Here is a 25,261-nt window from a genome sequence, read left to right as displayed (position 1 = left end):
AGAGGCCCGTTAGAACCCAAGGAACCCGAGGTTGGGGGCCGGGAATCACCGGGCCGTCCGCGTGCGGTCGGGCTGGAGGAGCTGGTCGACGGGCGCGTGGTCGTCGGTGAGCACCCGGGCGTCCCCGGTCCAGGAGGCGAGTCCGTCGCCGGTGTTGATCTTCCAGCCGACCTCCCGGGCGTCCAGGGCCTGCTGGATCGCGGGGGCGTCGACCGGCCGCTCGGAGGCCACCACCACCAGGTTGCCGCCCACGGTGGAGGCGGTCGGGTCCAGCCCGATGTCCGCGGGCTTTCCGAGGAGGGCGACGTGCCCGAAGGTCGCGGCGAGGGTGGCGACCTCGGCGCGGGCGAAGGCCAGCTCGCCGTGGTCGATGAGGTTGGCGACGTACAGGCCGTCCTCGTCGAGCGCCCGGCGGACGTCTCCCAGCGCCTGCGACGTGGTGAGGTGCCACGGCACACTGACGCCCCCGAAGGCGTCGCCCACGACCAGGTCGTGACTGCCCGCCGCCAGCCTGCGCAGGCCCAGTCGGCCGTCCTCCACGCGCACGTCGATGCCGGTGGCGGTCGACGGCCCCAGGCCGAACCGGTCGCGGTCGATGCGCACGACTCCGCCGTCGATCTCGGAGACGAGGCTGCGGGTCCCGGGGCGTGAAGCGGCGAGGTAGCGGGGGAAGGTGAGGCCGCCGCCCCCGATGTGGTGGGCGGTCAGCGGCTCGCCCCCGGGAAAGGCGGTGTCGACGACCGAGGCGATGGCGCGCACGTACGCGAACTTCAGGTGCGCCGGGTCCTCGACGTCGACGTAGGAGTGGCTCAGGCCGTCTAGGACGAGGGTGTGACCGCTGTCCCGGTCGGGGTCCGCGACGACCTGTGCGCAGTGGTAGCGGGTCTCCGCGTCACAGCCGCCGGGGGCGAACGCGGTGGCGAGGGAGCCCGCGACGACGACCGAGAGCGCGACGGCCGAGGCGCGCCGCCGGCGGCGGGCCCGCCATCCGACCAGGGCGCCCCCGAGCACCAGCAGCGTGCCGAGGCCGATCAGGATGGAGCTGACGGGCAGTCGCGAGACCAGGACGAAGCCGGTGAGGACGGTGCCGACGATGGCGCCGAAGGTGCCCACGCCCGACAGCCGCCCGACCACGGTCCCGGTCTCGGCCAGGCTGGTGAGCCGCAGCTTCGTCACGAACGGGGTCACCGCGGAGAGCAGTGCGCCGGGCACCAGGAGGGTCGCCGACGCGACCAGCAGGAGCAGCGCCGGCGACCACTGCGCGACGGTACGCAGCAGGAGCGGGGTGAGCGCGACGACCACGCCCGACACCCCGAGCGCCGGTCCGATGAGCCGGTGCGGGTCGACCTGGTCCGCGATGCGCCCGCCCAGCCAGGAGCCCAGCGCGATGGCGGTGAGGGCGATGCCGATCACCATCGTGCTGGTCTCCAGGGTGAGGCCGAGGTACGGGGCCAGCAGCCGCAGGGCGACGATCTCGACCACCAGGACCGCGGCCGATGAACCGAACACGAGGACCGCGGCGGCGCGGGGGCCGAGGCGGTGATCGCGGGGCGGGGCGTCGGCCGGGGAGGAGCCGTCGGTCACGGGCGAGGGGGGTGAGGTGGTCACCGCAGCATCCTCGCACGGGGCGACGACCGAACTCCCTTCCCCGCCAAGGGCGAAGGAGGCCGGTACACCGCCTCGCGCGACGGGCCGGGGGCGGTCGGCGGGCCCCCTTTCACCCCTGTCAGGAGGCGGATGCCGGGGCGTCCGGTTAAGGATGAGGGGTGAGTCACCCGGTAGACGGGGCAGGCGAGCGCAGAACCGCGCAAGCCCGAGAAGGGACGCAGACCGTGGCACCACCCAGGATTCTCGTCGTCGGCGCCGGATTCGCGGGCGTCGAGTGCGTGCGCCGCTTGGAGCGCAGGCTCGCTCCGGGAGAGGCCCGGATCACGCTCGTCACGCCGTTCTCCTACCAGCTGTATCTGCCGTTGCTCCCCCAGGTGGCTTCCGGGGTGCTCACACCCCAGTCCGTCGCGGTGTCGCTGCGCCGCAGCCGCCGCCACCGGACGAGGATCGTGCCGGGCGGGGCGATCGGTGTGGACACGCGGGCGAAGGTCTGCGTGATCCGCAAGATCACGGACGAGATCGTGAACGAGCCGTACGACTACATCGTGCTGGCGGCGGGCAGCGTCACCCGGACCTTCGACATCCCCGGGCTGCTGGACCACGCCCGGGGGATGAAGACGCTGGCCGAGGCCGCTTACGTCCGGGACCACGTCATCGCCCAGCTGGATCTGGCGGACGCCAGTCACGACGAGGCCGAGCGGGCCTCCCGGCTCCAGTTCGTGGTGGTCGGCGGCGGTTACGCGGGCACGGAGACGGCCGCCTGCCTCCAGCGTCTGACCACCAGCGCGGTCCGGCACTATCCGCGGCTGGACCCGCGGCTGATCAAGTGGCACCTGATCGACATCGCGCCCAAGCTGATGCCGGAGCTGGGCGACAAGCTGGGGCGGGCCGCCCTGGAGGTGCTCCGCAAGCGGAACCTGGAGGTGTCGCTCGGGGTCTCGATCGCGAGGGCGGGACCGGAGGAGGTCACGTTCACCGACGGCCGGGTGCTGCCCTGCCGGACCCTGATCTGGACCGCCGGAGTGGCCGCCAGCCCGCTCATCGCCACCCTCGGCGCGGAGACCGTACGCGGTCGGCTCGCGGTGACCCCGCAGCTGCGGCTGCCGGGCGCGGACGGGGTGTTCTCCCTCGGCGACGCCGCCGCGGTGCCCGACCTGGCCAAGGGCGACGGGGCGGTCTGCCCGCCCACCGCGCAGCACGCGATGCGGCAAGGGCGCGTGCTGGCCGACAACCTGATCGCCTCGCTGCGTCATCAGCCGCTCAAGGACTACGTGCACAAGGACCTGGGGCTCGTCGTGGACCTCGGCGGCAAGGACGCCGTGTCCAAGCCGCTGGGCGTCGAGCTGCGTGGGCTGCCCGCGCAGGCGGTGGCACGCGGCTACCACTGGTCGGCGCTGCGTACGAACGTCGCCAAGACCCGGGTCATGACGAACTGGATGCTGAACGCGGTCGCCGGTGACGACTTCGTGCGGACCGGGTTCCAGTCCCGCAAGCCGGTTGCGCTGCGGGACTTCGAGTACACGGATGCCTATCTGACGCCGGAGCAGATCAGGGAGCACACGGCGGCGACGGTCACCAAGCGCTGAGCAGCCGGTCTCCGCGTGAGCGCGTCCCGGGTTCCGCGGGGCGCGCTCACGGCTGCCGGGACAGGACCGTCTCCACGGTGTCCGCCTCCTGCGCGGTCTTGTCCTGCCGGTAACGCAGGACGCGCGCGAACCGGAGGGTTACCCCGGCGGGGTAACGGGTGGAGCGCTGGAGACCGTCGTAGGCGATCTCCACGACGATTTCCGGGCGTACGGTGACGACACGGCCGTCGTCGTCGGTCGCCAGCTCCCCCAGCCGCTCGGTCTGCCAGTCCAGCAGGGCGTCCGTGAGCCCCTTGAAGGTCTTGCCGAGCATCGCGAACGTGCCGTCGGGCCGGCGTGCGCCCAGGTGCAGGTTGGAGAGCTTGCCGGTGCGCCGGCCGCTGCCCCACTCGACGGCGAGCACCACCAGGTCCAGGGTGTGGACGGGCTTCACCTTCAGCCAGGACGCGCCCCGGCGGCCCGCGCCGTAGCCGGCGGCCAGGTCCTTGACGACGACTCCCTCGTGGCCGCGCTCCAGGGCGTCGGCGAGGAACGCGTCGGCCGCCTCGCGGGCCCCCGGGGCGTCCGGATCGGCGACGACGGTGTGCCGTACTCGCAGGTTCTCCGGGAGGAGCCGGGCCAGGGCCGCGTGGCGGACGGTGAAGGGCCGGTCGAGCAGGTCCTCGTCATCGACCGACAAGGCGTCGAAGAAGACCGGGACGACGGGCACGTGCGCCGCGGCTCCGGCCACGTCCCGCCGTGAGCCCACCCGGGAGGCGGTCTCCTGGAACGGCCGGGGCCTGCCGTCCTCCCCCAGGGCGATCAGCTCGCCGTCGAGGACGAAGCGGCGCCCGTCGAGCGCGGCGACGGCGGTGACCAGTTCGGGCAGCCGGTCGGTGATGTCGTCGAGGGTCCGGGTGTAGGCGTGGATCCGGTTGCCGTCCCGGTGGACCTGCACCCGGATCCCGTCGAGCTTCTCCTCGACCGCGCAGGGGCCCAGCTTGTCGAGGGCCTCGCCGACCGAGGCCGCGGTCTGCGCCAGCATCGGCTGAATGGGGCGACCGACGGTGAGACGGAAGGCCCCCAGCGCTCCGGGGCCGTCCGCGAGGAGGACCTTCGCGACCTCCGGGAGGGAGCCGGCGAGCATCACGGCCCGCCGGACGTCGGCGGGCGGTGCTCCGGCGGCGTGGGCCAGGGCCTCGGCGGCGACCGCGTCCAGGGCGCCCTGGCGTACCTCGCCGGTGAGCAGGGCCCACAGGAAGCGCTGCTCGTCGGCGGTGGCGGCGGCGAACAGGGCCCGCAGGCGCTCGCGGCGCAGTGCCTGGGACCCCGGACCGGAGGTGGCGGCGAGGGCGGTCAGCTCGGCGTCGACGCCGGTGACGGTGAGCGTGGGCTCACCGGCGGGTTCCACCGGTTCCCCGAGGCTCCGCCGGCCGACGCCGATGCGGCCCTGGGGCAGCCGTCCGGCGAGGTACGGGATGACGACGGGGACGTCCTCGGGTCCGGCGTCCCGGAAGAGGCGGGCGAGGAGCGCCGTCTTCCGGGACCGGGCGGAGGTGGCGGCGACCTCCAGGGACACCTGGGCGAGCTCGGCGAGCAGCATGCCGCCATGGTGCTACGGGGCGGAGCGCGTCGCCCGCCCGCGCGGGCGGCGATCGGTCATATGAAGTTGAGGGCGGCCGCCCCGCCCACTCCCCCGAGGACCATGAAGGCGGGCATCAGCACCTTGATCTCCACCCAGCTGCCGGCCCGGAACCGCATGAACTTCGGAGGGCCGAGCGGGTACCAGCGCTTTCCGGCGATCGGGAGCGGCCACAGGATCGGGCACCCCGAGACGGTCAGCGCGTCCCCGATGTCGTGGACCAGGGCGCCGAGCACGATGGGCAGGCCCAGCCACATGTACTCCTGGCCGGGGGCGTCGAAGAGCCAGCCGGCCCCGTTGCCCGGCTGGTCAAGGACGCCGGCGAGGATCCACGCGCTGGTGGCCCCGAGGAGCCAGACGAGGACGTCGCTGGAGACCCGGGCGGCCCGCCACAGCAGGCCCTCGACGGCGAGCACCAGGTGGACGAAGAGGATCGCGAGGACCGCCCAGCGTCCGCCGGTGACCGCGGCGAAGGAGCAGCCGGCGCCCATCAGGACGGCGAAGAACCAGGTGTGGGTGAGGGTGCGGTGGCCGCCGGTGCGGCGGGTGTCGGCCTTGCTCCTGGTGGCCTTGTAGACGGCGTACGAGAGCTTGTCGGCTATCTCGCAGAGCCCCTTGGAGAGGGGTCCGAAGGCGCGCGAGATGGTCGCGGACTTGTGGTCGAGGTCGGGGGCGAGCGCGGCTCCCGCGCAGATCAGCGCCCCGACGACGAGGACGGGCCACGGCATCGTGTGGCCCGCGGCGGCGGCCGCCGCGCCCACCCCCAGCCAGGCCGCTGCTCCTGACAGAGAGTGTGCCGGTCCCATCATGGTCTTTTCCCGCCCCCAGAGCGTCATGCGCCCATCGCCGGTGCGGCGCGGGCAGGTTGACACCGCAGCGTATCGTCCGTGATCTTCGTGCCGTCCTCCGGTTCCCTCATCCGGGCGCAAGACAGGCAAGATGGGGGTGTGACCCTCATCGACCAGCTGCCTAAGACCCCCGACCCGGACGCCCTCTTCGAGGCCTTCTCGTCATGGACCGAGACCCAGGGCATCACCCTCTATCCGGCTCAGGAGGAGGCGCTGATCGAGGTGGTCTCCGGGGCGAACGTGATCCTTTCCACTCCGACCGGCTCCGGGAAGAGCCTGGTGGCTGCGGCCGCGCACTTCACCGCGCTGGCCCAGGACAAGGTCACCTTCTACACGGCGCCGATCAAGGCGCTGGTGTCGGAGAAGTTCTTCGACCTGTGCAAGCTCTTCGGCACCGAGAACGTCGGCATGCTCACCGGCGACGCCTCGGTCAACGCGGACGCCCCGGTGATCTGCTGTACGGCCGAGGTGCTGGCCTCCATCGCGCTGCGCGACGGCAAGTACGCCGACATCGGCCAGGTCGTGATGGACGAGTTCCACTTCTACGCGGAGCCGGACCGGGGCTGGGCATGGCAGATTCCGTTGCTGGAGCTGCCGCAGGCCCAGTTCGTGCTGATGTCGGCGACGCTCGGCGATGTCGCGATGTTCGAGAAGGACCTGACCCGGCGTACCGGCCGCCCCACCTCCGTGGTGCGCTCCGCGACCCGCCCGGTGCCGCTCAGCTACGAGTACCGCTTCACGCCGATCACCGAGACGCTGACCGAGCTGCTGGACACCCGGCAGTCGCCGGTCTACATCGTGCACTTCACACAGGCGGCGGCCGTCGAGCGGGCGCAGTCGCTGATGAGCATCAACATGTGCACGAAGGAGGAGAAGGAGAAGATCGCCGATATGATCGGCGGCTTCCGCTTCACCACCAAGTTCGGCCAGAACCTCTCCCGTTACGTGCGCCACGGTATCGGGGTGCACCACGCGGGGATGCTGCCCAAGTACCGCCGCCTGGTGGAGAAGCTGGCCCAGGCGGGTCTGCTGAAGGTGATCTGCGGGACGGACACGCTCGGCGTCGGCGTCAACGTGCCCATCCGTACGGTGCTGTTCACGGCGCTCACCAAGTACGACGGCACCCGGGTGCGGACGCTGCGCGCGCGGGAGTTCCACCAGATCGCGGGCCGGGCCGGGCGGGCCGGGTTCGACACGGCCGGCTTCGTCGTGGCGCAGGCGCCCGAGCACGTCATCGAGAACGAGAAGGCCGTCAAGAAGGCGGGCGATGACCCGAAGAAGAAGCGCAAGGTGGTCCGCAAGAAGGCCCCGGAGGGCTTCGTCGCCTGGTCGGAGACCACCTTCGACAAGTTGATCACCTCCGACCCGGAGCCGCTGATCTCCCGCTTCCGGGTCACGCACACCATGCTGCTCGCGGTCATCGCCCGGCCGGGCAACGCGTTCGACGCGATGCGGCATCTGCTGGAGGACAACCACGAGCCGCGCCGGGCGCAGCTGCGGCACATCCGGCGGGCCATCGCGATCTACCGCTCGCTGCTGGACGGCGGGGTGGTGGAGCGGTTGGAGACGCCGGACGCCGAGGGCCGGATCGTCCGTCTGACGGTCGATCTCCAGCAGGACTTCGCGCTGAACCAGCCGCTCTCCACGTTCGCGCTGGCCGCGTTCGACCTGCTGGACACCGAGTCCCCTTCGTACGCGCTGGACATGGTCTCGGTCGTCGAGTCGACGCTGGACGATCCCCGGCAGATCCTGGCCGCCCAGCAGAACAAGGCGCGCGGCGAGGCCGTGGGACAGATGAAGGCGGACGGGGTCGAGTACGAGGAGCGGATGGAACGGCTCCAGGAGGTCACGTACCCCAAGCCGCTGAGCGAGCTGCTGTGGCACGCCTACGACGTGTACCGCACGAGCCACCCGTGGGTGAACGACCACCCGGTGTCGCCGAAGTCGGTGATCCGGGACATGTACGAGCGCGCCATGACCTTCACGGAGTTCACCTCGCACTACGAGCTGGCCCGGACCGAGGGCATCGTGCTGCGGTATCTGGCGAGCGCCTACAAGGCGCTGGAGCACACGATCCCGGACGACGTGAAGTCGGAGGACCTCCAGGACCTGATCTCGTGGCTCGGCGAGATGGTGCGCCAGGTGGACTCCAGTCTGCTGGACGAGTGGGAGCAGCTGGCCAACCCCGAGGTGGAGACCGCCGAGCAGGCCCAGGAGAAGGCGGACGAGGTCAAGCCGGTCACGGCCAACCCCCGTGCCTTCCGGGTGCTGGTGCGCAACGCGATGTTCCGCCGGGTGGAGCTGGCCGCGCTGGACCGGGTCCGGGACCTGGGCGAGCTGGACGGCGACGCCGGGTGGGACGAGGACGCCTGGGGCGAGGCGATGGACGCGTACTGGGACGCGCACGAGGATCTCGGGACCGGTCCGGACGCGCGCGGTCCGAAGCTGCTGAAGATCGAGGAGGACGCGGCGCACGGGCTGTGGCGGGTCTGGCAGGCGTTCGCCGACCCGGCGGGCGATCACGACTGGGGCATCAAGGCCGAGGTGGACCTCGCGGCCTCCGACGAGGAGGGCCGGGCGATCGTCCGGGTCACCGAGGTCGGCCAGCTGTGAGGGGACCCCTGGGACACGAGTGGAGAGGTACCGCATGACGAATCCGGCCGAGCGCCTGGTCGACCTGCTCGACCTGGAGCGGATCGAGGTCAACATCTTCCGCGGCCTCAGCCCCCAGGAGTCCCTGCAACGGGTCTTCGGCGGGCAGGTCGCGGGCCAGGCGCTGGTGGCGGCGGGCCGGACCACCGACGGGGACCGGCCGGTGCACTCGCTGCACGCCTATTTCCTGCGGCCCGGCCGCCCCGGAGTGCCGATCGTGTACCAGGTGGAGCGGGTGCGGGACGGCCGGTCGTTCACCACCCGGCGGGTGACGGCCGTCCAGGAGGGACGGACGATCTTCAATCTGACGGCGTCGTTCCACCGCCCCGAGGAGGCGGGCTTCGAGCACCAGTTGCCGCCGGCCCGGATCGTCCCGGACCCGGAGGAGCTGCCGACGGTGGCCGAGGAGGTGCGCGAGCACCTGGGCGTGCTGCCGGAGGCGTTGGAGCGGATGGCACGGCGGCAGCCCTTCGACATCCGTTACGTCGACCGGCTGCGCTGGACGAAGGACGAGGTCGAGGACGCGGATCCGCGGAGCGCGGTGTGGATGCGGGCGGTGGGCCCGCTGGGCGATGACCCGCTGGTGCACACCTGCGCGCTGACGTACGCGAGCGATATGACGCTGCTGGACGCGGTCCGTATCCCGGTGGAGCCGCTGTGGGGTCCGCGGGGCTTCGACATGGCGTCGCTGGACCACGCCATGTGGTTCCACCGGCCGTTCCGGGCGGACGAGTGGTTCCTGTACGACCAGGAGTCCCCGGTCGCCACGGGCGGGCGCGGTCTGGCGCGGGGCCGGATCTACGACCGGTCGGGGCAGCTGCTGGTGTCGGTGGTGCAGGAGGGGCTGTTCCGGCGGCTGTAGTACGGCCGTGTCAGGTGCCGGGCAGCGGGTCCTGGTCCACCTCGTGGCGGCGGGTGCGGATGTCCGGCGGCGCCGGGTGCAGCTTGGCGTCGCAGGACGGTCCGAGGCCGGCCCGGCGCGAGTCGGTCCCGGTGAGAGGCCGGCCGCAGAGGCGGCAGCGGACGAGGCGGCGGCCCCGATGCTGCTCGCCGTCGGCGGCCGGGTCCCGGTCGGCGGCTGCGGCTCCACCGGGCAGCGGTTCGGGAAGGACGTCGGGAATCTCCACACGCCGATCCTGCCAGTACGGCGCCGCAGGCGCCCGGCAGGGCCTCGTGGCTCAGTGGCAATCGCGCTCCCGGTCGAGCGCTTCGTCCAGGGTGCGGGCCGCCATGATGAGCGAGAGATGGGTGAACGCCTGGGGGAAGTTGCCCAGTTGTTCACCGCTGGGGCTGATCTCCTCGGCGAACAGGCCCACGTGGTTGGCGTAGGTGAGCATCTTCTCGAAGGTGTAGCGCGCCTGGCGCAGCCGTCCGGCGCGGGCGAGGGCGTCGACGTAGAGGAAGGTGCAGAGGCTGAACGTCCCTTCGGAGCCGCGCAGTCCGTCGGGTGAGGCCGCCGGGTCGTAGCGGTGGACGAGGCTGTCCGAGACCAGGGTGCGGTCCATGGCGTCCAGGGTGGACAGCCAGCCCGGATCCCTCGGGGCGAGGAAGCCCACGCGCGGCATCAGGAGCAGGGACGCGTCGAGGACCTCGCTCCCGTAACTCTGGACATAGGCCCGGAGGTTCTCGCTCCAGCCGCGCTCCGCCACCTGCTCCAGCACGGCGTCCCGCGCCACGGTCCACCGGGCGGTGTCGGCGGGGCGGCTGAACTGCTCGGCGAGCTTCAGGCCCCGGTCGAAGGCGGCCCAGCACATCACCCGGCTGTAGGTGAAGTCCTTGCGCCCGCCGCGGGTCTCCCAGATGCCTTCGTCGGGGCGGTCCCAGGAGTCCGCGAGCCGGTCCAGGGTGCGGGAGAGGATCTTCCATCCCCGGTAGCCCGCCTGGATGCCGACCTCGTGGCCCTCGGACAGCGCGTAAAGGGCCTCGCCGTAGATGTCGAGCTGAAGCTGGTCGGCGGCGGCGTTGCCGAGGCGGACCGGGTGGGAGCCCCGGTAGCCCTCCAGGTGTCCGAGGACCTGCTCCGTCTCCAGGGGGCGCCCGTCGACCCGGTACATGATCCGGAGCGGCTCGCCGCCGGTGTCCTCCCGGTCCCGCAGACGGTCGCCGAGCCAGTGGGTGAACGCGGTCGCCTCGTCGACGAAGCCCAGGTCCAGCAGGGCCCGCACCGACAGGGAGCCGTCCCGCACCCAGGTGTACCGGTAGTCCCAGTTGCGTTCGCCGCCCAGCTGTTCGGGCAGCCCCATGGTCGCCGCGGCGACGGGTGCGCCGCTGGGTTCGTACGTGAGCAGTTTCAGGGTGATCGCGGAGCGGTTGACCATGTCGAGCCAGCGGCCGTGGTAGCGGGAGGCGCGCACCCACCTCTGCCAGAAGTCGACGACCTCCCAGAGCTCGTCCGTGATTCCCTCGGTGGTGGGGTGCGGCGGCTCGGGTCCGTCGGGGGCGCAGAGGGTGAGAACGGCCCCCGCTGTCTCCCCGGCGTGCAGGGTGACGCCGCCGACCGCGTCGTGGCCGTCACGGGTCAGGGGGATGCCCGTCCGGAGATGGGCCGATACGCCCGGCGCGCGGAAGACCGCTCCGTGTCCCGTGGGTAGGAGCTCCAGCTCGTGGGCGGCCCGGCCGTAGTCGAACCGGGGCCGGCACTCCAGGCCGAAGCGCACGGTGCCGCGTACCGAACGCAGGGTGCGGACGAGGGTGTGCCGGTCGGTCGGTCCGCCGGAGCGGATCGGGGTCATCCAGTCGAGGATCTCCCCCACGCCGCCGGGCGCCATGAACCGGGTCACGACGACCGCGGTGTCGGGATAGTAGAGCTGCTTGCACGTGTGGGTGCCGCCTTCGGGCGCCAGCCGGAAGAAGCCGCCGCGCTCGTGGTCGAGCAGGGCGGCGAAGACGCTGGGCGAGTCGAACCGGGGTGCGGCGAGCCAGTCGACGACGCCCCGCGAGGAGATCAGCGCGACGGTCTGGAGGTCGCCCACGATCCCGTGGTCGGCGATCGGCGGATAGCGGTCCATGCGCCTTCCTCCCGGTCGGGCCCCGTCCCCTTCACTATCCGGTACTCCCTCCCCGGGTGCGCGGCACGCTCCCCTGTGCCGGGTCCGGGGCCGGGCGCCCGGTTTGCCGAACGGGGCCGGGGCCGCGTTACTGGAGTGAGCCCCCGGGCCACCGGCCGGGCGGAGCTCCGTGCGACGGGGCCGGGAGCCGCGGAGGTACCGGGATGGACATGATCCACATCCGCGCGGTGAGCCCGCCGGACCTGACCGACGAGGTCGTCGGCCTGCTCTCGGGCGACCCCTGCGTGCTCAATCTCATCGTGCGGCGCGACGCCGCCCACCGCCCCGACGGGGACTCCGTCGCCTGCGACGTACTGGCGGGGGCGGCGAACGACGTGCTGCACCGCCTGCTCGGTGTCCACCTCGACCAGCGGGGCTCGCTCATCATCGAACCGGTCGACATGGCCTTCCCGGGCAGGGCCTCCGCAGAGGGGCGGCGCGCACTGGGGCCGCTGAGCCGGGCACCGGTGTGGGAGCAGGTGGAAGCACGCATCAGCTCCGGGGGGAGGTATCCGCCGAGCTTCTATCTCTACCTGGTCGTCGCCGGCCTGATCGGTTCGGTCGGCATCGTCACCAACTCGCAGATCCTGATCGTGGCGGCGATGGTCGTGGGGCCCGAGTACGGCGCCATCGTCAGTGTGGCGCTGGGAATCGACCGGGGCCGTCGGGCCATGGTGCGCAACGGGCTGGCCGCTCTGGGGATCGGTTTCCTCCTCACCATCGTCGTCACGTTCCTCTTCGCCCTCCTCATCCGCGGTTTCGGGCTGCAGTCGGAGGCCTTCGACCGGGGGCTGCGCCCCGTCTCCAATCTCATCAACACGCCGAACTTCTTCTCGGTCGCCGTCGCCGCCCTGGCCGGGATCGTCGGGATCGTGTCGCTCACCGAGGCCAGGACGACCGCCCTGCTCGGTGTGTTCATCTCCGTGACGACGATCCCGGCCGCCTCGGACATCGCCGTCTCCACCGCCTTCACGAGTTGGTCGGACGTGTGGGGCTCGGCCGTCCAGTTGGTGGTGAACATCCTGGTGCTGATCGTGGTGGGCACCGCCGCGCTCAAAGCCCAGCGGGTGATCTGGCGGAAGGTCGCCCTCCGGCTCGACCGTGACCGCCGGCTCGCCGAAGAGGCCTGACGAACTCCGGAAGGGGCACCTCATGGACAGGGAAGCCACGGCGCGGCTGCGCGCCGCACCTCACTCGACACCGGCCGAACGCTCGGCACTCGGCAGGGCCGCCCGCCGGGACGCTCCCCGGTCGAGTCATGCGGAGTTCACGCCGTCGCCGCGACGCCCCGACCCGCTGACCGTCCTCGAAGCGCAGTCCGCGGACCGGGTTCCCGAGCTGGTCCCGATCCGCTACGCCCGGATGACCGAGTCCCCGTTCCGCTTCTACCGGGGGGCGGCCGCCCTGATGGCCGCCGATCTGGCGGGCACCCCGGAATCCGGGATCCGGGCGCAGTTGTGCGGCGACGCCCATCTGCTGAACTTCAGACTGCTGGCCTCGCCCGAGCGGAATCTGCTCTTCGACATCAACGACTTCGACGAGACGCTGCCGGGTCCCTGGGAGTGGGACGTCAAACGGCTGGCGGCCAGCCTCGTCATCGCGGGGCGGGCGAACGGCTTCTCGCACCGGGAGCGGGCCGGGATCGTACGGGCCGCGGTCCGCTCGTACCGGGAGTCGATGGCCCGGTTCGCCGGGATGCGCAATCTGGAGGTGTGGTACGCGAGGACCGACGCCGAGCGGCTGCGTACGGTGGCCGCTGAGCAGTTGGGCGGGCGGGGGCGCAGGAACGTCGACCGGGCGCTGGGCAAGGCCCGCTCCCGGGACGCTCTGCAGGCCTTCGGCAAGCTCGCCGAGGTGGTCGACGGGCGGCTGCGGATCGCGGCGGATCCGCCGATGATCGTCCCGCTCACCGATCTGATGCCCGGGGTGGAGCCTGCGGCGGTGTACGGGCGGTTCGGTGCCATGGTGGCGGGTTACGCCCACAGCCTGGCATCGGACCGGCGCAGTCTGCTGGAGGACTTCGCGCTGGTGGACGTGGCCCGGAAGGTCGTCGGTGTGGGCAGTGTCGGCACCCGGTGCTGGATCATCCTGCTGCTCGGCAGGGACGGCGGGGACCCGCTGCTCCTCCAGGCCAAGGAGGCCGGTCCCTCGGTGCTGGCCGAGCACGCCGGGGCGAGCACGTACGGCAATCAGGGCGAGCGGGTGGTCGCGGGGCAGCGCCTGATGCAGGCCTCCAGCGACATCTTCCTCGGCTGGGAGCGGACCGACGGCATCGACGGCCGGAGCCGGGACTTCTACGTGCGCCAGTTGCGCGACTGGAAGGGCATCGCCGAACCGGAGTCGATGGTGCCGAAGGGGATGCGCGCGTTCGGCGAGGTGTGCGGCGCCACGCTGGCCCGCGCCCACGCGAGGTCCGGGGACCGGATCGCCATCGCCGGCTATCTGGGGCGGGGGGACGCCTTCGACCGGGCGCTCGCCACGTTCGCGGAGTCGTACGCGGACCGCAACGAGCTCGATCACCGGGCGCTGGTGGACGCGGTGGCCTCGGGGCGGCTGTCGGCGGACATCCCGGGCGGCGGCGCGAGGGGCCTTCCGGGGCCGGGCGGCTGACCTTCTCGCACCGGAGGGCGTGTCCGCGCGGCGGGGAGGCGCCCGGTCCGCCGGTGCGTGGTGTCCCCGCGTGAACCCGTGGGCACCCGCCCCTTGTCTCCTTCCCGGGGACCTTCACCCCGAGGAGTTCGCACGATGCCGGCGAACGGGGCAAGTCCGAGGGCCGTCTAGAGACTGTCCCGCATCCGGGATACCATCCTGGATATGAGAGACGTGACGGAGGAGCCGGATCCCGTGGACGTCCGGCTCGCCGTGAGACTGGCGGAGCTGCGCACCGAGCACGGCTGGTCCCTCGATGAGCTGGCCCGTCGCAGCGGGGTGAGCCGGTCCACACTCTCGCGGCTGGAACGCTGCGAGGTGAGCCCTACCGCCGCCCTGCTCGGACGGCTGTGCACGGTCTACGGCCGGACGATGTCCCGCCTCCTCATGGAGGTGGAGGAGGAGCCCCCGCCCTTGGTGCCCGCGGCCCGGCAGACGGTCTGGCGCGACGAGGAGGCCGGGTTCGTCCGGCGCTCGGTCTCGCCGCCGCACGCCGGACTGCGCGCCGAGATCGTCGAGTCGGTCCTCGAACCGGGCGCGTCGATCTCCTACCAGGGCGCGCCCGTGCCCGGTGTGGAGCAGCACATCTGGGTACAGGAGGGCACCGTGGACGTGACGATCGCCGAGGTGACGCACACCGTGCGCACGGGGGACTGTCTCCGCTTCCGGCTGCACGGCCCCTCCCACTTCCGCTGCGCGGGCCCGGGGCGGACCCGCTACGCCGTGGTCGTCGTCCTGCCCTGACCCCCACGCCCCCTCCCGGCCGTTCCGTCGCGAAAGGACTCCCACCCATGACCGAGATCGTCCACGTGTCCGCCCCCGAGCTGGTCACGTACGCCGACGACCTGGCCGGCCTCCTGGCCGAGACCGTCGACGAGGGGTCCTCGGTGGGTTTCCTCGCCCCGTTGGACCGGGAGACGGCCGCCGCCTGGTGGCGTGAACGGGCCGCCGACGTGCGGGCGGGGCGGATCGACGTCTGGATCGCCCGCGAGGGCGGGCGGGTCTCCGGGACGATCGCCCTGGTCCGCGCCCCGCTGCCGAACGCCCGGCACCGCGCGGAGGTCGCCAAGCTGATGGTCCGGCCCTCCGCGCGCGGCCAGGGGCTCGGCGGGGCGCTGCTGTCCACGGTCGAGGCGTACGCGGCGGCCGAGGGCATCACGCTGCTGATCCTGGACACCGAGAGCGGCAGCCTGGCCGAGCAGGTCTACCGCGGGGCGGGCTGGACGAAGGTCGGGAGCGTACCGGGATACGCGGCGGATCCTGCGGGCAGCCTCAAGCCGACCACTTTCTACTACAAGGAGCTCGCCGCTCCGTGAGCGGCGGGCGGCACGATGAGCACCACCACGCAATGATCAGGGAGAGCTTCATGACGCTGCACGACATTCCGCTGCGCACCCTCGCGGGCGAGCCGACCACGCTGGGCGCGTACAGCGGCCGGGCCGTCCTCCTGGTGAACGTGGCCTCCAAATGCGGGCTCACCCCGCAGTACGAGGGCCTGGAGCGGTTGCAGCAGAACTACGGGGACCGGGGCCTGACCGTGCTCGGCGTCCCGTGCAACCAGTTCGCCGGGCAGGAGCCGGGCAGCGCGGAGGAGATCCAGACCTTCTGCTCGACGACGTACGGGGTCACCTTCCCGCTGCTGGAGAAGATCGACGTCAACGGTGCGGACCGGCACCCGCTGTACGTGGAGCTGACGAAGCTGGCGGACGCGGACGGGGAGGCCGGGGACGTCCAGTGGAACTTCGAGAAGTTCCTCATCTCGCCGGCCGGTGAGCCGGTGGCCCGGTTCCGTCCGGGCGCCGAGCCCGAGGCCACGGAGGTCGTGGCGGCGATCGAGGCGCAGCTGCCGGGCTGAGCACACGGAAGGGGGCGGCCCGGAACACCCGTTCCGGACCGCCCCCTTCTTTCGCCGCTAGCGGATCGGCATGCCCGACAGCGTGCGGGCGATCACCAGGCGCTGGATCTCGCTGGTGCCCTCGAAGATGGTGTAGATGGCCGCGTCGCGGTGCATGCGCTCGACCGGGTACTCGCGGGTGAAGCCGTTGCCGCCGAGAATCTGGATCGCCTGCGCGGTGACGTCCCGGGCGGTCTCGCTCGCGTACAGCTTCGACATGGATCCCTCGGCCGAGGTGAACGGCTTTCCGGTGGTGGCCATCCAGGAGGCGCGCCAGACCAGCAGCCGGGCGGCGTCGATCCGGGTACGCATGTCGGCCAGCTGGAAGGCGATGCCCTGGTTGTCGATGATCGGGCGGCCGAACTGGCTGCGGGTCCTCGCGTAGTCGAGGGCGACCTCGTAGGCGGCGCGGGCGGTGCCCACGGCCATCGCGCCGACGGCCGGGCGGGACGCCTCGAAGGTGGCCATCGCCGCGTTCTTGACGCGCTCTCCGCCGGACTTGGCGCGCTCGTGGGCGCGGGCGAGGCGCTCGTCGAGCTTCTCCTTGCCGCCGAGCAGGCAGTGTCCGGGGACGCGGACGTCCTCCAGGACCACCTCGGCGGTGTGGGAGGCGCGGATGCCGTGCTTCTTGAACTTCTGACCCTGGGAGAGGCCGGGGGTGTTCGGCGGCACGATGAAGGAGGCGTGGCCCTTGGAGCCGATGTCGGGGTCGACGACGGCCACGACGACGTGGACGCCCGCTATGCCGCCGTTGGTCGCCCAGGTCTTGGTCCCGTTGAGCACCCACTCGTCCTTGGCCTCGTCGTGGACGGCCCGGGTGCGCATCGAGGCGACGTCCGACCCGGCGTCGGGCTCGGAGGAGCAGAAGGCGGCGACCTTCACGTCGTCGGCGTCGCCGTACATCTGCGGGATCCAGGTGCCGATCTGCTCCTCGGTGCCGTTGGCGAGGACGCCGACGGCCGCCAGGCCCGTACCGACGATCGACAGGGCGATGCCCGCGTCGCCCCAGAACAGCTCTTCCATGGCCATGGGAATGCCGAGACCCGTAGGGTCGAAGAACTGCTGGGCGTAGAAGTCCAGGGAGTAGATGCCGATCTTGGCCGCTTCCTGGATAACGGGCCAGGGCGTTTCCTCACGCTCGTCCCACTCCGAGGCGGCGGGGCGGATGACATCCGCCGCGAAGCCGTGGAGCCAGTCCTTGACCTGCTTCTGGTCGTCGTTGAGCTCAAGCGTGAACTCGGCCATGTTTCCCCTCCAGGCACTGCGGCGAAAACCATGCGTTACTTGCGGTAACAACAGTCTGTTACCGGCAAGTAGGCACTGTCAACCGTCACGGAGCCGATCAGGCGCCCGCCCTGCGGAGTGTTACGTTGCGCGGGCATGCAGAGGCGGTGCGACGGCATCGCGTGGCCAGGGGTGGGAGAGACGACATGGAGACCGCACGAAACGCCGAGCGACAGCGGACCGCGGCCGAGCGCCGTCGCCGCGAGTTGCTGGAAGCGGCGGACCGGGTGGTGCTCAGGGACGGACCGCAGGCCTCGATGAACGCCATCGCCGCCGAGGCCGGGATCACCAAACCCATCCTCTACCGCCACTTCGGGGACAAGGGCGGCCTCTACCGCGCCCTCGCCAAGCGGCACACCGACGCGCTGCTCATCGCCCTGCGAGCCGCCCTGGACGCGCCCGCCGACCGGCGCGAGCGGGTGGAGTCGACGCTCGACACCTACCTCGCCGCGATCGAGGCCCGCCCCCAGGTCTACCGCTTCCTGATGCATCCCGCTGACGGCGCTGTCGCCGACACAGCCCCCTCCCCCGAGCAGGGCTTCGACGTCGGCCGGCACTCCGCCCCGCTGCTGCGCCGCCTCGGCGAGGAGCTGGGCCAGGTGATCGCCGAGCGCGTCGAGCTGGGCCCGGACAGCGAGCAGATGGCCCGCATCTGGGGGCACGGGATCGTCGGCATGATGCACGCGGCGGGCGACTGGTGGCTCGGTGACCGGCCCTGCTCCCGCGAACGGCTGGTGAGCAGCCTCGCCGATCTGCTGTGGGGCAGGCTCGCGGAGGCGGGCGACCTCCAGGGCGGCCCGGGGTTCTGACCCGCTCCGGCCGCCGGGGCCAGCAGGCCGGGCGGGCTCAGCCCTGACGCGCCCAGGGTGCGCGCCGCGCCGCGCGCAGCGCCCGGGTGCGCCGCAGCCCGGTCAGCCGGTCGGTGTAGACCGTGCCCTCCAGGTGGTCGCACTCGTGCTGGAGGCACCGGGCGAACCACCCCGTCCCGGCGATCCGGACCGGCTCGCCGGTCATCGTCAGGCCCTCGACGACCGCGTGGTCGAAGCGATCCGTGCCCGCTTCCAGACCGGGAAGTGACAGACAACCCTCCGGTCCGCGTACGGTGAGTCCGTCCGCCTCGACCAGTTCGGGATTGACCACGTGTCCCAGATGGCGGACATCGTCGTCGTCCGGGCAGTCGTAGACGAACACCTTGAGCGGGACGCCGATCTGGTTGGCGGCGAGCCCGACACCCTGTGCGGCGTACATCGTGGCGAACATGTCCTCGACCAGCCTCGCCAGCGACGGGCCGAAGTCCGTGACGTCCTCGCAGGCGCGGTGGAGCGACGGGTCGCCGAGAAGACTCATCTCACGGACGAGTCCGGAACTGCCGGGGATCGGGCGGTTTCGCATGGCGGCAAGGTTACGTTCCGCCGGGGCCGGGGAGTTCCCGTGGTGCCGCGGTGCGGTCGCCACGCCGGACATCGATAGGCTGGGCGCTGACCGATGCAAGGAGGATCTAGGACGATGGCAGGCAACACGGAGCCGTTGTCGCCGCGGGCCAAACTGGCCGTGACGGCGGGCAAGGCCGCGGCGGCGGTGTCACGCGCCGCGGGGCGGGGCAGCGGATCGGTGATCGGCGGCCGGGTGGCGCTCAAACTCGACCCCGACCTGCTGGGGCGGCTGGCGCAGCACCTGGACGTGATCCTCGTGTCGGCGACGAACGGCAAGACGACCACCACACGGCTGATCGCCGAGGCACTGGGGGCCGCCGGGCCCGTCGTGTCGAACGCGCTCGGCGCGAACATGCCCGCGGGCATCACCTCGGCACTCGCCGGCGGCTCTGACGCGAAGTTCGGCGTGATCGAGGTCGACGAGAAGTATCTGGCGGGGGTCGCACGCGACACCACACCCAAGGTCATCGCACTGCTCAACCTCTCCCGCGACCAGCTGGACCGCGCGGCGGAGACCCGGATGATGGCCGAGCACTGGCGCGAGGGCCTCTCCGGCTCGAAGGCCGTGGTCATCGCGAACGCGGACGACCCGCTGGTCGTGTGGGCCGCATCCTCCTCGGCCAACGTGGTGTGGGTGGCGGCCGGTCAGGCGTGGAAGGACGACGCCTGGTCCTGCCCGTCCTGCGGCGGTGTGATGCAGCGCCCGGGCGACGACTGGTTCTGCGGGCAGTGCGGCTTCCGCCGGCCCGCCCCGAGCTGGGCGCTGAACGGCGACTACGTCCTGGACCCGCACGGTTCGGCGTGGCCGATCCACCTCCAGCTGCCGGGCCGCGCGAACAAGGCGAACGCCACCAGTTCCGCCGCGGTCGCCGCCGTCTTCGGGGTGCCGCCGCAGGTCGCGCTGGAGCGGATGTACCAGGTGCAGGCGGTGGCCGGACGCTACGACGTGGTCGGCTTCCAGAACCGTGAGCTGCGTCTGCTGCTGGCGAAGAACCCGGCCGGCTGGCTGGAGACGTTCTCGCTGATCGACCCCCCGCCGACGCCGGTGATCCTCTCGGTGAACGCCCGCGGCGCGGACGGCACGGACACCTCCTGGCTGTGGGACGTGGACTACACACAGCTGGCGGGTCACCCGATCTTCGTGCTCGGCGACCGGAAGCTGGACCTCGCGGTCCGCCTCGAGGTGGCCGGTCTCGACTTCCGGGTCTGCGAGACGCTCGACGAGGCCGTGCAGTACGCACCGCCCGGCCGCATCGAGGTCATCGCCAACTACACCGCCTTCCAGGATCTGCGCCGTCGTGTCGGCAACTGACCCCGGCCCCGGCCACCTCCGGAGAGGACGAAGCATGAGCAACAACGGTCTGCGTCTGGTCTGGGTCTACCCCGACCTGCTCAGTACCTACGGCGACCAGGGCAACGCCCTGGTCGTGGAGCGGCGGGCCCGACAGCGCGGTCTGGACGTGCAGCGCGTCGACGTGCGCAGCGACCAGCCGGTGCCGACGTCCGGCGACATCTATCTGATCGGCGGCGGTGAGGACCGGCCGCAGCGCCTCGCGGCCGAGCGGCTGCGCCGCGACGGCGGACTGAGCCGGGCCGCGTCCAACGGCGCGATCATCTTCTCGGTCTGCGCGGGCTACCAGATCCTCGGGCACGAGTTCGTCAACGACCTCGGCGAGCGCGAGGCCGGTCTCGGCCTGCTCGACGTGGTCTCCACCCGCGGCGAGGGCGCACGGTGCGTCGGCGACGTACTGGCGGACATCGACCCGCACCTCGGGCTGCCGCCGCTGACCGGGTTCGAGAACCACCAGGGGGTCACCCATCTCGGCCCGACGGCACGGCCGTTCGCCCGGGTGCAGTTCGGCCGGGGCAACGGCACCGGGGACGGCACGGAGGGGGCGTACAACGACACGGTCTTCGGGACGTACATGCACGGCCCCGTGATGGCCCGCAATCCGCAGATCGCCGATCTGCTGCTGAAGCTGGCCCTCGACGTGAACGCGCTGCCGCCCACCGACGACCGCTGGTACGACGCGCTGCGCTCCGAGCGGATCGCCTCGGCGACCCAGCCCGCCTGAGGCGCTTTCCGCTCGCTTGAGCGCGGCCCGTCCGAGGTGTTCTCCGCTCGCCCGAGCGATGTCCGCCTGAGGTCTTTTCCGCTCGGTTGAGCGGAGTCCAGCAGGCGGACGGCCGGTTCGGTCCCGCCACCCTGCGCCGGTAGGGTGGCGAGGATCCAACCGGACGACGTGGTCCGGTCGTCGACTCAACGTTGCAAAGGTTTTCGGGCCATGCGCATTGGCGTACTCACCTCCGGCGGCGACTGCCCCGGCCTCAACGCCGTCATCCGTTCCGTCGTGCACCGCGCGGTGGTGGACCACGGCGACGAGGTCATCGGCTTCCACGACGGCTGGAAGGGCCTGCTGGAGTGCGACTACCGCAAGCTCGACCTTGACGCGGTGGGCGGCATCCTGGCCCGCGGCGGCACGATCCTCGGTTCTTCCCGGGTCCAGCCCGCACATCTGCGCGACGGCGTGGAGCGCGCCCGCGGCCATGTCGCGGACCTGGGCCTGGACGCCATCATCCCGATCGGCGGCGAGGGCACCCTCAAGGCCGCGAACCTCCTCTCCGAGGCCGGTCTCCCGATCGTCGGCGTCCCCAAGACCATCGACAACGACATCGCCTCCACCGACGTCACCTTCGGCTTCGACACCGCCGTCGGCGTCGCCACCGAGGCCCTGGACCGGCTGAAGACCACCGCCGAGTCGCACCAGCGGGTGCTGATCGTCGAGGTCATGGGCCGTCACACCGGCTGGATCGCCCTGCACTCCGGCATGGCCGCCGGCGCCCACGCCATCGTGGTGCCCGAGCGCCCCTTCGACATCGACGAGCTGACCGAACTGGTCGGCAAGCGCTTCTCGGCGGGCAAGAAGTTCGCCATCGTGGTGGTCGCCGAGGGCGCCAAGCCGCGCGCCGGCTCCATGCAGTTCGAACAGGGCGTCAAGGACATCTACGGTCACGAGCGGTTCGCCGGGGTGGCCACACAGCTCTCCGGGGAGCTGGAGCAGCGGCTCGGCAAGGAGGCTCGCCCGGTCATCCTCGGCCACGTCCAGCGCGGCGGCACGCCGACCGCGTACGACCGGGTCCTGGCGACCCGGTTCGGCTGGCACGCGGTGGAGGCGGTGCACCGGGGCGAGTTCGGGATGCTGACCGCGCTGCGCGGCACCGACATCGTGATGGTCCCGCTGGGCGAAGCCGTCGAAACGCTGAAGACGGTCCCCGCCGAGCGGTACGCCGAGGCGGAGTGCGTGCTGTAGAACACCTCCTGGGTACATGCCGTCCAGAACTGCCCCCGGCCGCAACCGCGGCCGGGGGCAGTTCTACTCTGGACCGGACAACCGGCACGAAACGGGGACGTGTCCCCATCGGGAGTGAACAGATGGATCACAGCGGGCACGGCATGAACATGGATCTGCCGCCGTTCACGCTGGGGCGGGGGCTGGAGCTCTCCGTCGACCCGTTCTTCCTGACCGGCTGCCTCCTGGCGCTCGCCCTGTACGGGTACGGCGTGGTGCGGCTGCGTCGGCGCGGGGACGGCTGGCCGGTGAACCGCATCGTGTTCTTCGTCGTGGGTGTGCTGAGCATCGCGCTGGTGACGTGCACCAAACTCAACGACTACGGCATGGTCATGTTCAGCGTGCACATGGTGCAGCACATGGTGATCAGCATGCTGTCGCCGATCCTGCTGCTGCTGGGCGCTCCGGTGACGCTGGCGCTGCGCGCGCTGCCGCCGGCCGGGCGGGGGCGGACCGGGCCGCGCGAACTGCTGCTGAAGCTGCTGCACAGCCGGTACATGAAGATCATCTCGCATCCGGTGTTCACGATCCCGCTGTTCATCGCGAGCCTCTACGCGCTGTACTTCACGCCGATCTTCGACTTCCTGATGAGCTCGAAGCCCGGCCACATCGGCATGATGACGCACTTCCTCGCGGTCGGCCTGATCTTCTTCTGGCCGATCATGGGCGTGGACCCGGGCCCGCACCGGCCGGGCTATCTGATGCGGATGCTGGAGCTGTTCGCCGGGATGCCGTTCCACGCGTTCTTCGGGATCGCGCTGATGATGGCGTCGACGCCGATGGTGAAGACGTACGAGAACCCGCCGGCCTCGCTCGGCATCGACGCCCTGAGCGACCAGAACTGGGCGGGCGGTATCGCGTGGGCGTTCAGCGAGATCCCCTCGGTGCTGGTGCTGATCGCGCTGGTCTTCCAGTGGTACCGCTCCGAGCAGCGCACCGCACGGCGCACCGACCGGGCGGCGGACCGCGACGGTGACAAGGAGCTGGCGGCGTACAACGCCTATCTCGCGTCTTTGCAGGCGCGCGGACGGTAGCGCGGAGGACGCATACGGGGTGACCATGGGGACAACGGCCGCGCGGCCGACGAGGAGCGTGCGCGCATGTCCGGATCGACGAAGACCATGGGATACATGACCGGCGGGGCACTGATCGCGGTGACCGCGTACACGGTGGGGCTGGGATCCAGCGGCTGGCTCTGGTTCGGCTGGGTGGTGCTGGGCCTGTGCACCCTCGGCATGCTGGCCACGCAGGACACCTGAGCCCCCCGGCGGGTGAGGACGCCTGACGGGCCCGGAGGCGGGTACGAGCCGGAAGAGCGGTTCGCTACGGTCGCACGGTGGTGCCGGGGTCTACGCTGTAGCGCCCCGGCACGACCGTGACCTGGTAGTACGCAGCCCTGAACCTGGCAGTACAGCCCTGACGCCGACCCGGCAGAGCGAGGTGCACCCGCAAGGTGTTCTATTACGTCCTGAAATATGTCGTGCTGGGGCCCGTACTGCGGCTGCTGTTCCGGCCCCGGATCGAGGGCCTGGAGAACATTCCGGAGGACGGTGCGGCGATCGTCGCGGGCAACCACCTCTCCTTCTCCGACCACTTCCTCATGCCGGCCATCATCAAGCGCCGCATCACCTTCCTGGCGAAGGCCGAGTACTTCACGGGCCCGGGAATCAAGGGCCGGCTCACCGCGGCCTTCTTCCGCAGCGCGGGCCAGATCCCGGTGGACCGGTCCGGCAAGGACGCCGGGCAGGCGGCCATCCGCGAGGGCCTCGGCGTACTGGGCAAGGGGGAGCTGCTCGGTATCTACCCGGAGGGCACCCGCTCGCACGACGGCCGGCTCTACAAGGGCAAGGTCGGGGTCGCGGTGATGGCGATCACCGCGCAGGTTCGGGTGATTCCCTGCGCCATGGTCGGCACCTTCGAGATCCAGCCGCCCGGCCAGGTCGTGCCGAAGATCAAACGGGTCGCGATCCGCTTCGGCGAACCGCTGGACTTCTCCCGCTACGCGGGCATGGAGAACCAGAAGGCCGCGATCCGGGCCGTGACGGACGAGATCATGTACGCGATCCTCGAACTCTCCGGGCAGGAGTACGTGGACGAGTACGCGGCCAAGGTGAAGGCAGCCGAGCAGGAGACCGCGCCGCCGAGGAAGTTCCCCAAGCTGCGACGCTGAGCGCGGATACGCCACCGGCAGAGCGCCCTCACCCCGGCGGGGTCCGTTCCCCTAGCGTCGGCTCCATGGGCAAAGGACACGCATGGGTGCTGGGAGCGACGGGCCAGATCGGGCGGGCCGCGGTGCGGGCGCTGGCCGCGGACGGCTGGGAGGTCACCGCGGCCTCGCTCGGCGGCGGCCGCGACCGGGGATGGGACGCCGGGGTCCGGGCGGTGGCGCTCGACAGGGACGAGGAGGGGGCGCTCGGCCGGGCGGTGGGCGAGCGCTGTGACGTGCTGGTCGACATGGTGGCGTTCGACAGGGCGCACGCCCGGCAGCTGACGGGGCTGGCCGGCCGGATCGGATCGGCCGTCGTGATCTCCAGCGGGGCGGTGTACGAGGACGACCGGGGCCGCAGCTTCGACACCCAGGCGGAGAGCGACGGTTTCCCCCGCTATCCGGTGCCACTGCCGGAGACACAGCGCACGGTGGCGCCGGGGGACGCCACGTACGGGACCCGGAAGATCCTGCTGGAGCGGGAGCTGCTGGCGGCGGGCGAGGAACTGCCGGTGACGCTGCTGCGCGCGGGCGCGGTCCACGGCCCGTACTGCCGCACACCGCGCGAGCTGCACCTGGTGAAGCGGCTGCTCGACGGGCGCCGGCGCCGGGTGCTCGCGTACGGCGGGGCGAGCCGCTTGCACCCGGTCCATGTGTCCAACGCGGCGGAGCTGATCCGGCTGGCCGCCCGGCGGCCGGGATCGCGTGTGCTGAACGCCGGGGACCCCGAGGCCCCCACGGTCGCGGAGATCGCGTCGGCGATCGACGAGGTCCTCGGGCGGGAGACGGAGACGGTGCTGGTGGACGGCGCTCCCCCCGAGGGGCATGTCGGGGAGACCCCGTGGAGCGGCGCCCACCCCGTGGTCTACGACATGACGGCCGCCGGGGACCAGCTCGGATACCGCCCGGTGACCGGGTACGTGGAGTCGCTGCCGGAAACGGTCGAGTGGCTCGCCGGGGAGCTGTCGGGGCGCGACTGGCGGGAGGCCTTCCCGAAGATGCTGGCCAACTACGGCGAAGGGCTCTTCGACTACACGGCGGAGGATGCCTGGCTGGAGGCGTACGACCGGGAACGGCGCTGAA

23 protein-coding genes are annotated in these 25,261 nt (G+C 71.6%); 16 read left to right on the top strand and 7 right to left on the bottom strand.

Annotated elements, in window-relative coordinates; translation table 11 throughout:
- Positions 1-45 precede the first annotated feature (45 nt).
- Positions 46-1,608 (bottom strand): fused MFS/spermidine synthase, encoded by a 1,563-nt coding sequence (locus tag ACZ60Q_RS25100; protein ID WP_469638744.1) that lies wholly within the window; start codon positions 1,606-1,608, stop codon positions 46-48.
- Between the two features lie 224 nt (positions 1,609-1,832).
- Here ACZ60Q_RS25100 and ACZ60Q_RS25095 point away from each other — a divergent pair, with 224 nt between their 5' ends.
- A complete protein-coding gene (locus tag ACZ60Q_RS25095) occupies positions 1,833-3,194 on the top strand; it encodes an NAD(P)/FAD-dependent oxidoreductase (protein ID WP_469638741.1) in 1,362 nt (453 codons plus the stop codon).
- A 46-nt stretch (positions 3,195-3,240) separates the two neighbouring features.
- On the opposite strand, the gene ACZ60Q_RS25090 is transcribed toward ACZ60Q_RS25095, so the two are convergent.
- Positions 3,241-4,776, bottom strand: coding sequence for an ATP-dependent DNA ligase (locus ACZ60Q_RS25090; RefSeq protein WP_469638738.1), 1,536 nt, complete (start codon positions 4,774-4,776; stop codon positions 3,241-3,243).
- 56 nt (positions 4,777-4,832) lie between these two features.
- Entirely contained in the window at positions 4,833-5,624 is a 792-nt protein-coding gene (locus ACZ60Q_RS25085) for a metal-dependent hydrolase (protein ID WP_469638735.1), read from the bottom strand.
- Positions 5,625-5,762: 138 nt separating this feature from the next.
- Between ACZ60Q_RS25085 and ACZ60Q_RS25080 the strand changes: the two genes are divergently transcribed.
- Complete coding sequence (locus ACZ60Q_RS25080) at positions 5,763-8,276, top strand: DEAD/DEAH box helicase (protein ID WP_469638732.1); 2,514 nt, start codon at positions 5,763-5,765, stop codon at positions 8,274-8,276.
- Between the two features lie 34 nt (positions 8,277-8,310).
- The gene (locus tag ACZ60Q_RS25075) at positions 8,311-9,177 is read left to right on the top strand and encodes an acyl-CoA thioesterase (RefSeq protein ID WP_469638730.1); all 867 of its coding nucleotides are present in this window, start codon (positions 8,311-8,313) and stop codon (positions 9,175-9,177) included.
- 10 nt (positions 9,178-9,187) lie between these two features.
- On the opposite strand, the gene ACZ60Q_RS25070 is transcribed toward ACZ60Q_RS25075, so the two are convergent.
- Positions 9,188-9,442 (bottom strand): DUF6011 domain-containing protein, encoded by a 255-nt coding sequence (locus ACZ60Q_RS25070; RefSeq protein WP_469638727.1) that lies wholly within the window; start codon positions 9,440-9,442, stop codon positions 9,188-9,190.
- Between the two features lie 51 nt (positions 9,443-9,493).
- Entirely contained in the window at positions 9,494-11,323 is a 1,830-nt protein-coding gene (locus ACZ60Q_RS25065; protein WP_469638725.1) for a glycoside hydrolase family 15 protein, read from the bottom strand.
- Between the two features lie 203 nt (positions 11,324-11,526).
- Here ACZ60Q_RS25065 and ACZ60Q_RS25060 point away from each other — a divergent pair, with 203 nt between their 5' ends.
- The 5 genes from ACZ60Q_RS25060 (at position 11,527) to ACZ60Q_RS25040 (ending at position 15,866) form a co-directional block, all read left to right on the top strand.
- A complete protein-coding gene (locus ACZ60Q_RS25060) occupies positions 11,527-12,492 on the top strand; it encodes a DUF389 domain-containing protein (protein ID WP_469638722.1) in 966 nt (321 codons plus the stop codon).
- Positions 12,493-12,514: 22 nt separating this feature from the next.
- The gene (locus ACZ60Q_RS25055; RefSeq protein ID WP_469638719.1) at positions 12,515-13,972 is read left to right on the top strand and encodes a DUF2252 domain-containing protein; all 1,458 of its coding nucleotides are present in this window, start codon (positions 12,515-12,517) and stop codon (positions 13,970-13,972) included.
- Positions 13,973-14,176: 204 nt separating this feature from the next.
- Positions 14,177-14,755, top strand: coding sequence for a helix-turn-helix domain-containing protein (locus ACZ60Q_RS25050; RefSeq protein ID WP_469638716.1), 579 nt, complete (start codon positions 14,177-14,179; stop codon positions 14,753-14,755).
- Positions 14,756-14,802: 47 nt separating this feature from the next.
- Positions 14,803-15,327, top strand: a complete 525-nt coding sequence (locus tag ACZ60Q_RS25045; protein WP_469638713.1) for a GNAT family N-acetyltransferase — start codon at positions 14,803-14,805, stop codon at positions 15,325-15,327.
- A 50-nt stretch (positions 15,328-15,377) separates the two neighbouring features.
- Complete coding sequence (locus ACZ60Q_RS25040) at positions 15,378-15,866, top strand: glutathione peroxidase (protein WP_469638710.1); 489 nt, start codon at positions 15,378-15,380, stop codon at positions 15,864-15,866.
- Between the two features lie 57 nt (positions 15,867-15,923).
- Here ACZ60Q_RS25040 and ACZ60Q_RS25035 read toward each other — a convergent pair whose 3' ends face one another.
- Complete coding sequence (locus ACZ60Q_RS25035; protein WP_469638707.1) at positions 15,924-17,150, bottom strand: acyl-CoA dehydrogenase family protein; 1,227 nt, start codon at positions 17,148-17,150, stop codon at positions 15,924-15,926.
- A gap of 185 nt (positions 17,151-17,335) precedes the next feature.
- Here ACZ60Q_RS25035 and ACZ60Q_RS25030 point away from each other — a divergent pair, with 185 nt between their 5' ends.
- Positions 17,336-17,998 (top strand): TetR/AcrR family transcriptional regulator, encoded by a 663-nt coding sequence (locus tag ACZ60Q_RS25030; RefSeq protein ID WP_469638705.1) that lies wholly within the window; start codon positions 17,336-17,338, stop codon positions 17,996-17,998.
- 37 nt (positions 17,999-18,035) lie between these two features.
- Here the strand turns inward: ACZ60Q_RS25030 and def are convergent, their stop codons facing one another.
- Positions 18,036-18,581 (bottom strand): peptide deformylase, encoded by a 546-nt coding sequence (gene def, locus ACZ60Q_RS25025; RefSeq protein ID WP_469638702.1) that lies wholly within the window; start codon positions 18,579-18,581, stop codon positions 18,036-18,038.
- A 114-nt stretch (positions 18,582-18,695) separates the two neighbouring features.
- Between def and ACZ60Q_RS25020 the strand changes: the two genes are divergently transcribed.
- From ACZ60Q_RS25020 to ACZ60Q_RS24990, 7 genes are all read left to right on the top strand, one after another.
- On the top strand, positions 18,696-19,934 hold the full coding sequence (locus tag ACZ60Q_RS25020; RefSeq protein ID WP_469638699.1) for a MurT ligase domain-containing protein: 1,239 nt from the start codon (positions 18,696-18,698) through the stop codon (positions 19,932-19,934).
- Positions 19,935-19,968: 34 nt separating this feature from the next.
- Positions 19,969-20,697 (top strand): type 1 glutamine amidotransferase, encoded by a 729-nt coding sequence (locus ACZ60Q_RS25015; protein WP_215102167.1) that lies wholly within the window; start codon positions 19,969-19,971, stop codon positions 20,695-20,697.
- 210 nt (positions 20,698-20,907) lie between these two features.
- Positions 20,908-21,933, top strand: coding sequence for a 6-phosphofructokinase (locus ACZ60Q_RS25010; protein ID WP_469638696.1), 1,026 nt, complete (start codon positions 20,908-20,910; stop codon positions 21,931-21,933).
- A gap of 122 nt (positions 21,934-22,055) precedes the next feature.
- On the top strand, positions 22,056-23,006 hold the full coding sequence (locus ACZ60Q_RS25005) for a cytochrome c oxidase assembly protein (protein WP_469638693.1): 951 nt from the start codon (positions 22,056-22,058) through the stop codon (positions 23,004-23,006).
- Between the two features lie 66 nt (positions 23,007-23,072).
- Positions 23,073-23,231 carry a hypothetical protein gene (locus ACZ60Q_RS25000; protein WP_469638691.1) on the top strand — a complete coding sequence of 53 codons (159 nt, stop codon included), beginning with the start codon at positions 23,073-23,075 and terminating at the stop codon, positions 23,229-23,231.
- A 194-nt stretch (positions 23,232-23,425) separates the two neighbouring features.
- Positions 23,426-24,142: a lysophospholipid acyltransferase family protein gene (locus tag ACZ60Q_RS24995; protein ID WP_469638688.1), complete on the top strand. Its 717-nt coding sequence runs from the start codon at positions 23,426-23,428 to the stop codon at positions 24,140-24,142.
- Between the two features lie 86 nt (positions 24,143-24,228).
- Complete coding sequence (locus ACZ60Q_RS24990) at positions 24,229-25,260, top strand: NAD-dependent epimerase/dehydratase family protein (RefSeq protein ID WP_469638897.1); 1,032 nt, start codon at positions 24,229-24,231, stop codon at positions 25,258-25,260.
- The last annotated feature ends 1 nt before the right edge of the window (position 25,261 follow it).

The sequence above is a fragment of the Streptomyces sp. NPDC104313 genome, from assembly GCF_055583985.1.
The sequence above is the reverse complement of the archived record's forward strand: the minus strand, read 5'-3'. Positions and strand labels throughout refer to the sequence as shown.

What these genes read in the sequence shown, in the direction of transcription:
- ACZ60Q_RS25015 (WP_215102167.1), top strand. Translation starts at nt 19,969, where the DNA reads ATGAGCAACAACGGTCTGCGTCTGGTCTGGGTCTACCCCGACCTGCTC.
- ACZ60Q_RS25090 (WP_469638738.1), bottom strand. Translation starts at nt 4,776, where the DNA reads ATGCTGCTCGCCGAGCTCGCCCAGGTGTCCCTGGAGGTCGCCGCCACC.
- ACZ60Q_RS25000 (WP_469638691.1), top strand. Translation starts at nt 23,073, where the DNA reads ATGTCCGGATCGACGAAGACCATGGGATACATGACCGGCGGGGCACTG.
- ACZ60Q_RS25045 (WP_469638713.1), top strand. Translation starts at nt 14,803, where the DNA reads ATGACCGAGATCGTCCACGTGTCCGCCCCCGAGCTGGTCACGTACGCC.
- ACZ60Q_RS25010 (WP_469638696.1), top strand. Translation starts at nt 20,908, where the DNA reads ATGCGCATTGGCGTACTCACCTCCGGCGGCGACTGCCCCGGCCTCAAC.
- ACZ60Q_RS25005 (WP_469638693.1), top strand. Translation starts at nt 22,056, where the DNA reads ATGGATCACAGCGGGCACGGCATGAACATGGATCTGCCGCCGTTCACG.
- ACZ60Q_RS25060 (WP_469638722.1), top strand. Translation starts at nt 11,527, where the DNA reads ATGGACATGATCCACATCCGCGCGGTGAGCCCGCCGGACCTGACCGAC.
- def (WP_469638702.1), bottom strand. Translation starts at nt 18,581, where the DNA reads ATGCGAAACCGCCCGATCCCCGGCAGTTCCGGACTCGTCCGTGAGATG.
- ACZ60Q_RS25055 (WP_469638719.1), top strand. Translation starts at nt 12,515, where the DNA reads ATGGACAGGGAAGCCACGGCGCGGCTGCGCGCCGCACCTCACTCGACA.
- ACZ60Q_RS25075 (WP_469638730.1), top strand. Translation starts at nt 8,311, where the DNA reads ATGACGAATCCGGCCGAGCGCCTGGTCGACCTGCTCGACCTGGAGCGG.
- ACZ60Q_RS25035 (WP_469638707.1), bottom strand. Translation starts at nt 17,150, where the DNA reads ATGGCCGAGTTCACGCTTGAGCTCAACGACGACCAGAAGCAGGTCAAG.
- ACZ60Q_RS25065 (WP_469638725.1), bottom strand. Translation starts at nt 11,323, where the DNA reads ATGGACCGCTATCCGCCGATCGCCGACCACGGGATCGTGGGCGACCTC.
- ACZ60Q_RS25050 (WP_469638716.1), top strand. Translation starts at nt 14,177, where the DNA reads ATGAGAGACGTGACGGAGGAGCCGGATCCCGTGGACGTCCGGCTCGCC.
- ACZ60Q_RS25085 (WP_469638735.1), bottom strand. Translation starts at nt 5,624, where the DNA reads ATGATGGGACCGGCACACTCTCTGTCAGGAGCAGCGGCCTGGCTGGGG.
- ACZ60Q_RS25040 (WP_469638710.1), top strand. Translation starts at nt 15,378, where the DNA reads ATGACGCTGCACGACATTCCGCTGCGCACCCTCGCGGGCGAGCCGACC.
- ACZ60Q_RS25030 (WP_469638705.1), top strand. Translation starts at nt 17,336, where the DNA reads ATGGAGACCGCACGAAACGCCGAGCGACAGCGGACCGCGGCCGAGCGC.
- ACZ60Q_RS25020 (WP_469638699.1), top strand. Translation starts at nt 18,696, where the DNA reads ATGGCAGGCAACACGGAGCCGTTGTCGCCGCGGGCCAAACTGGCCGTG.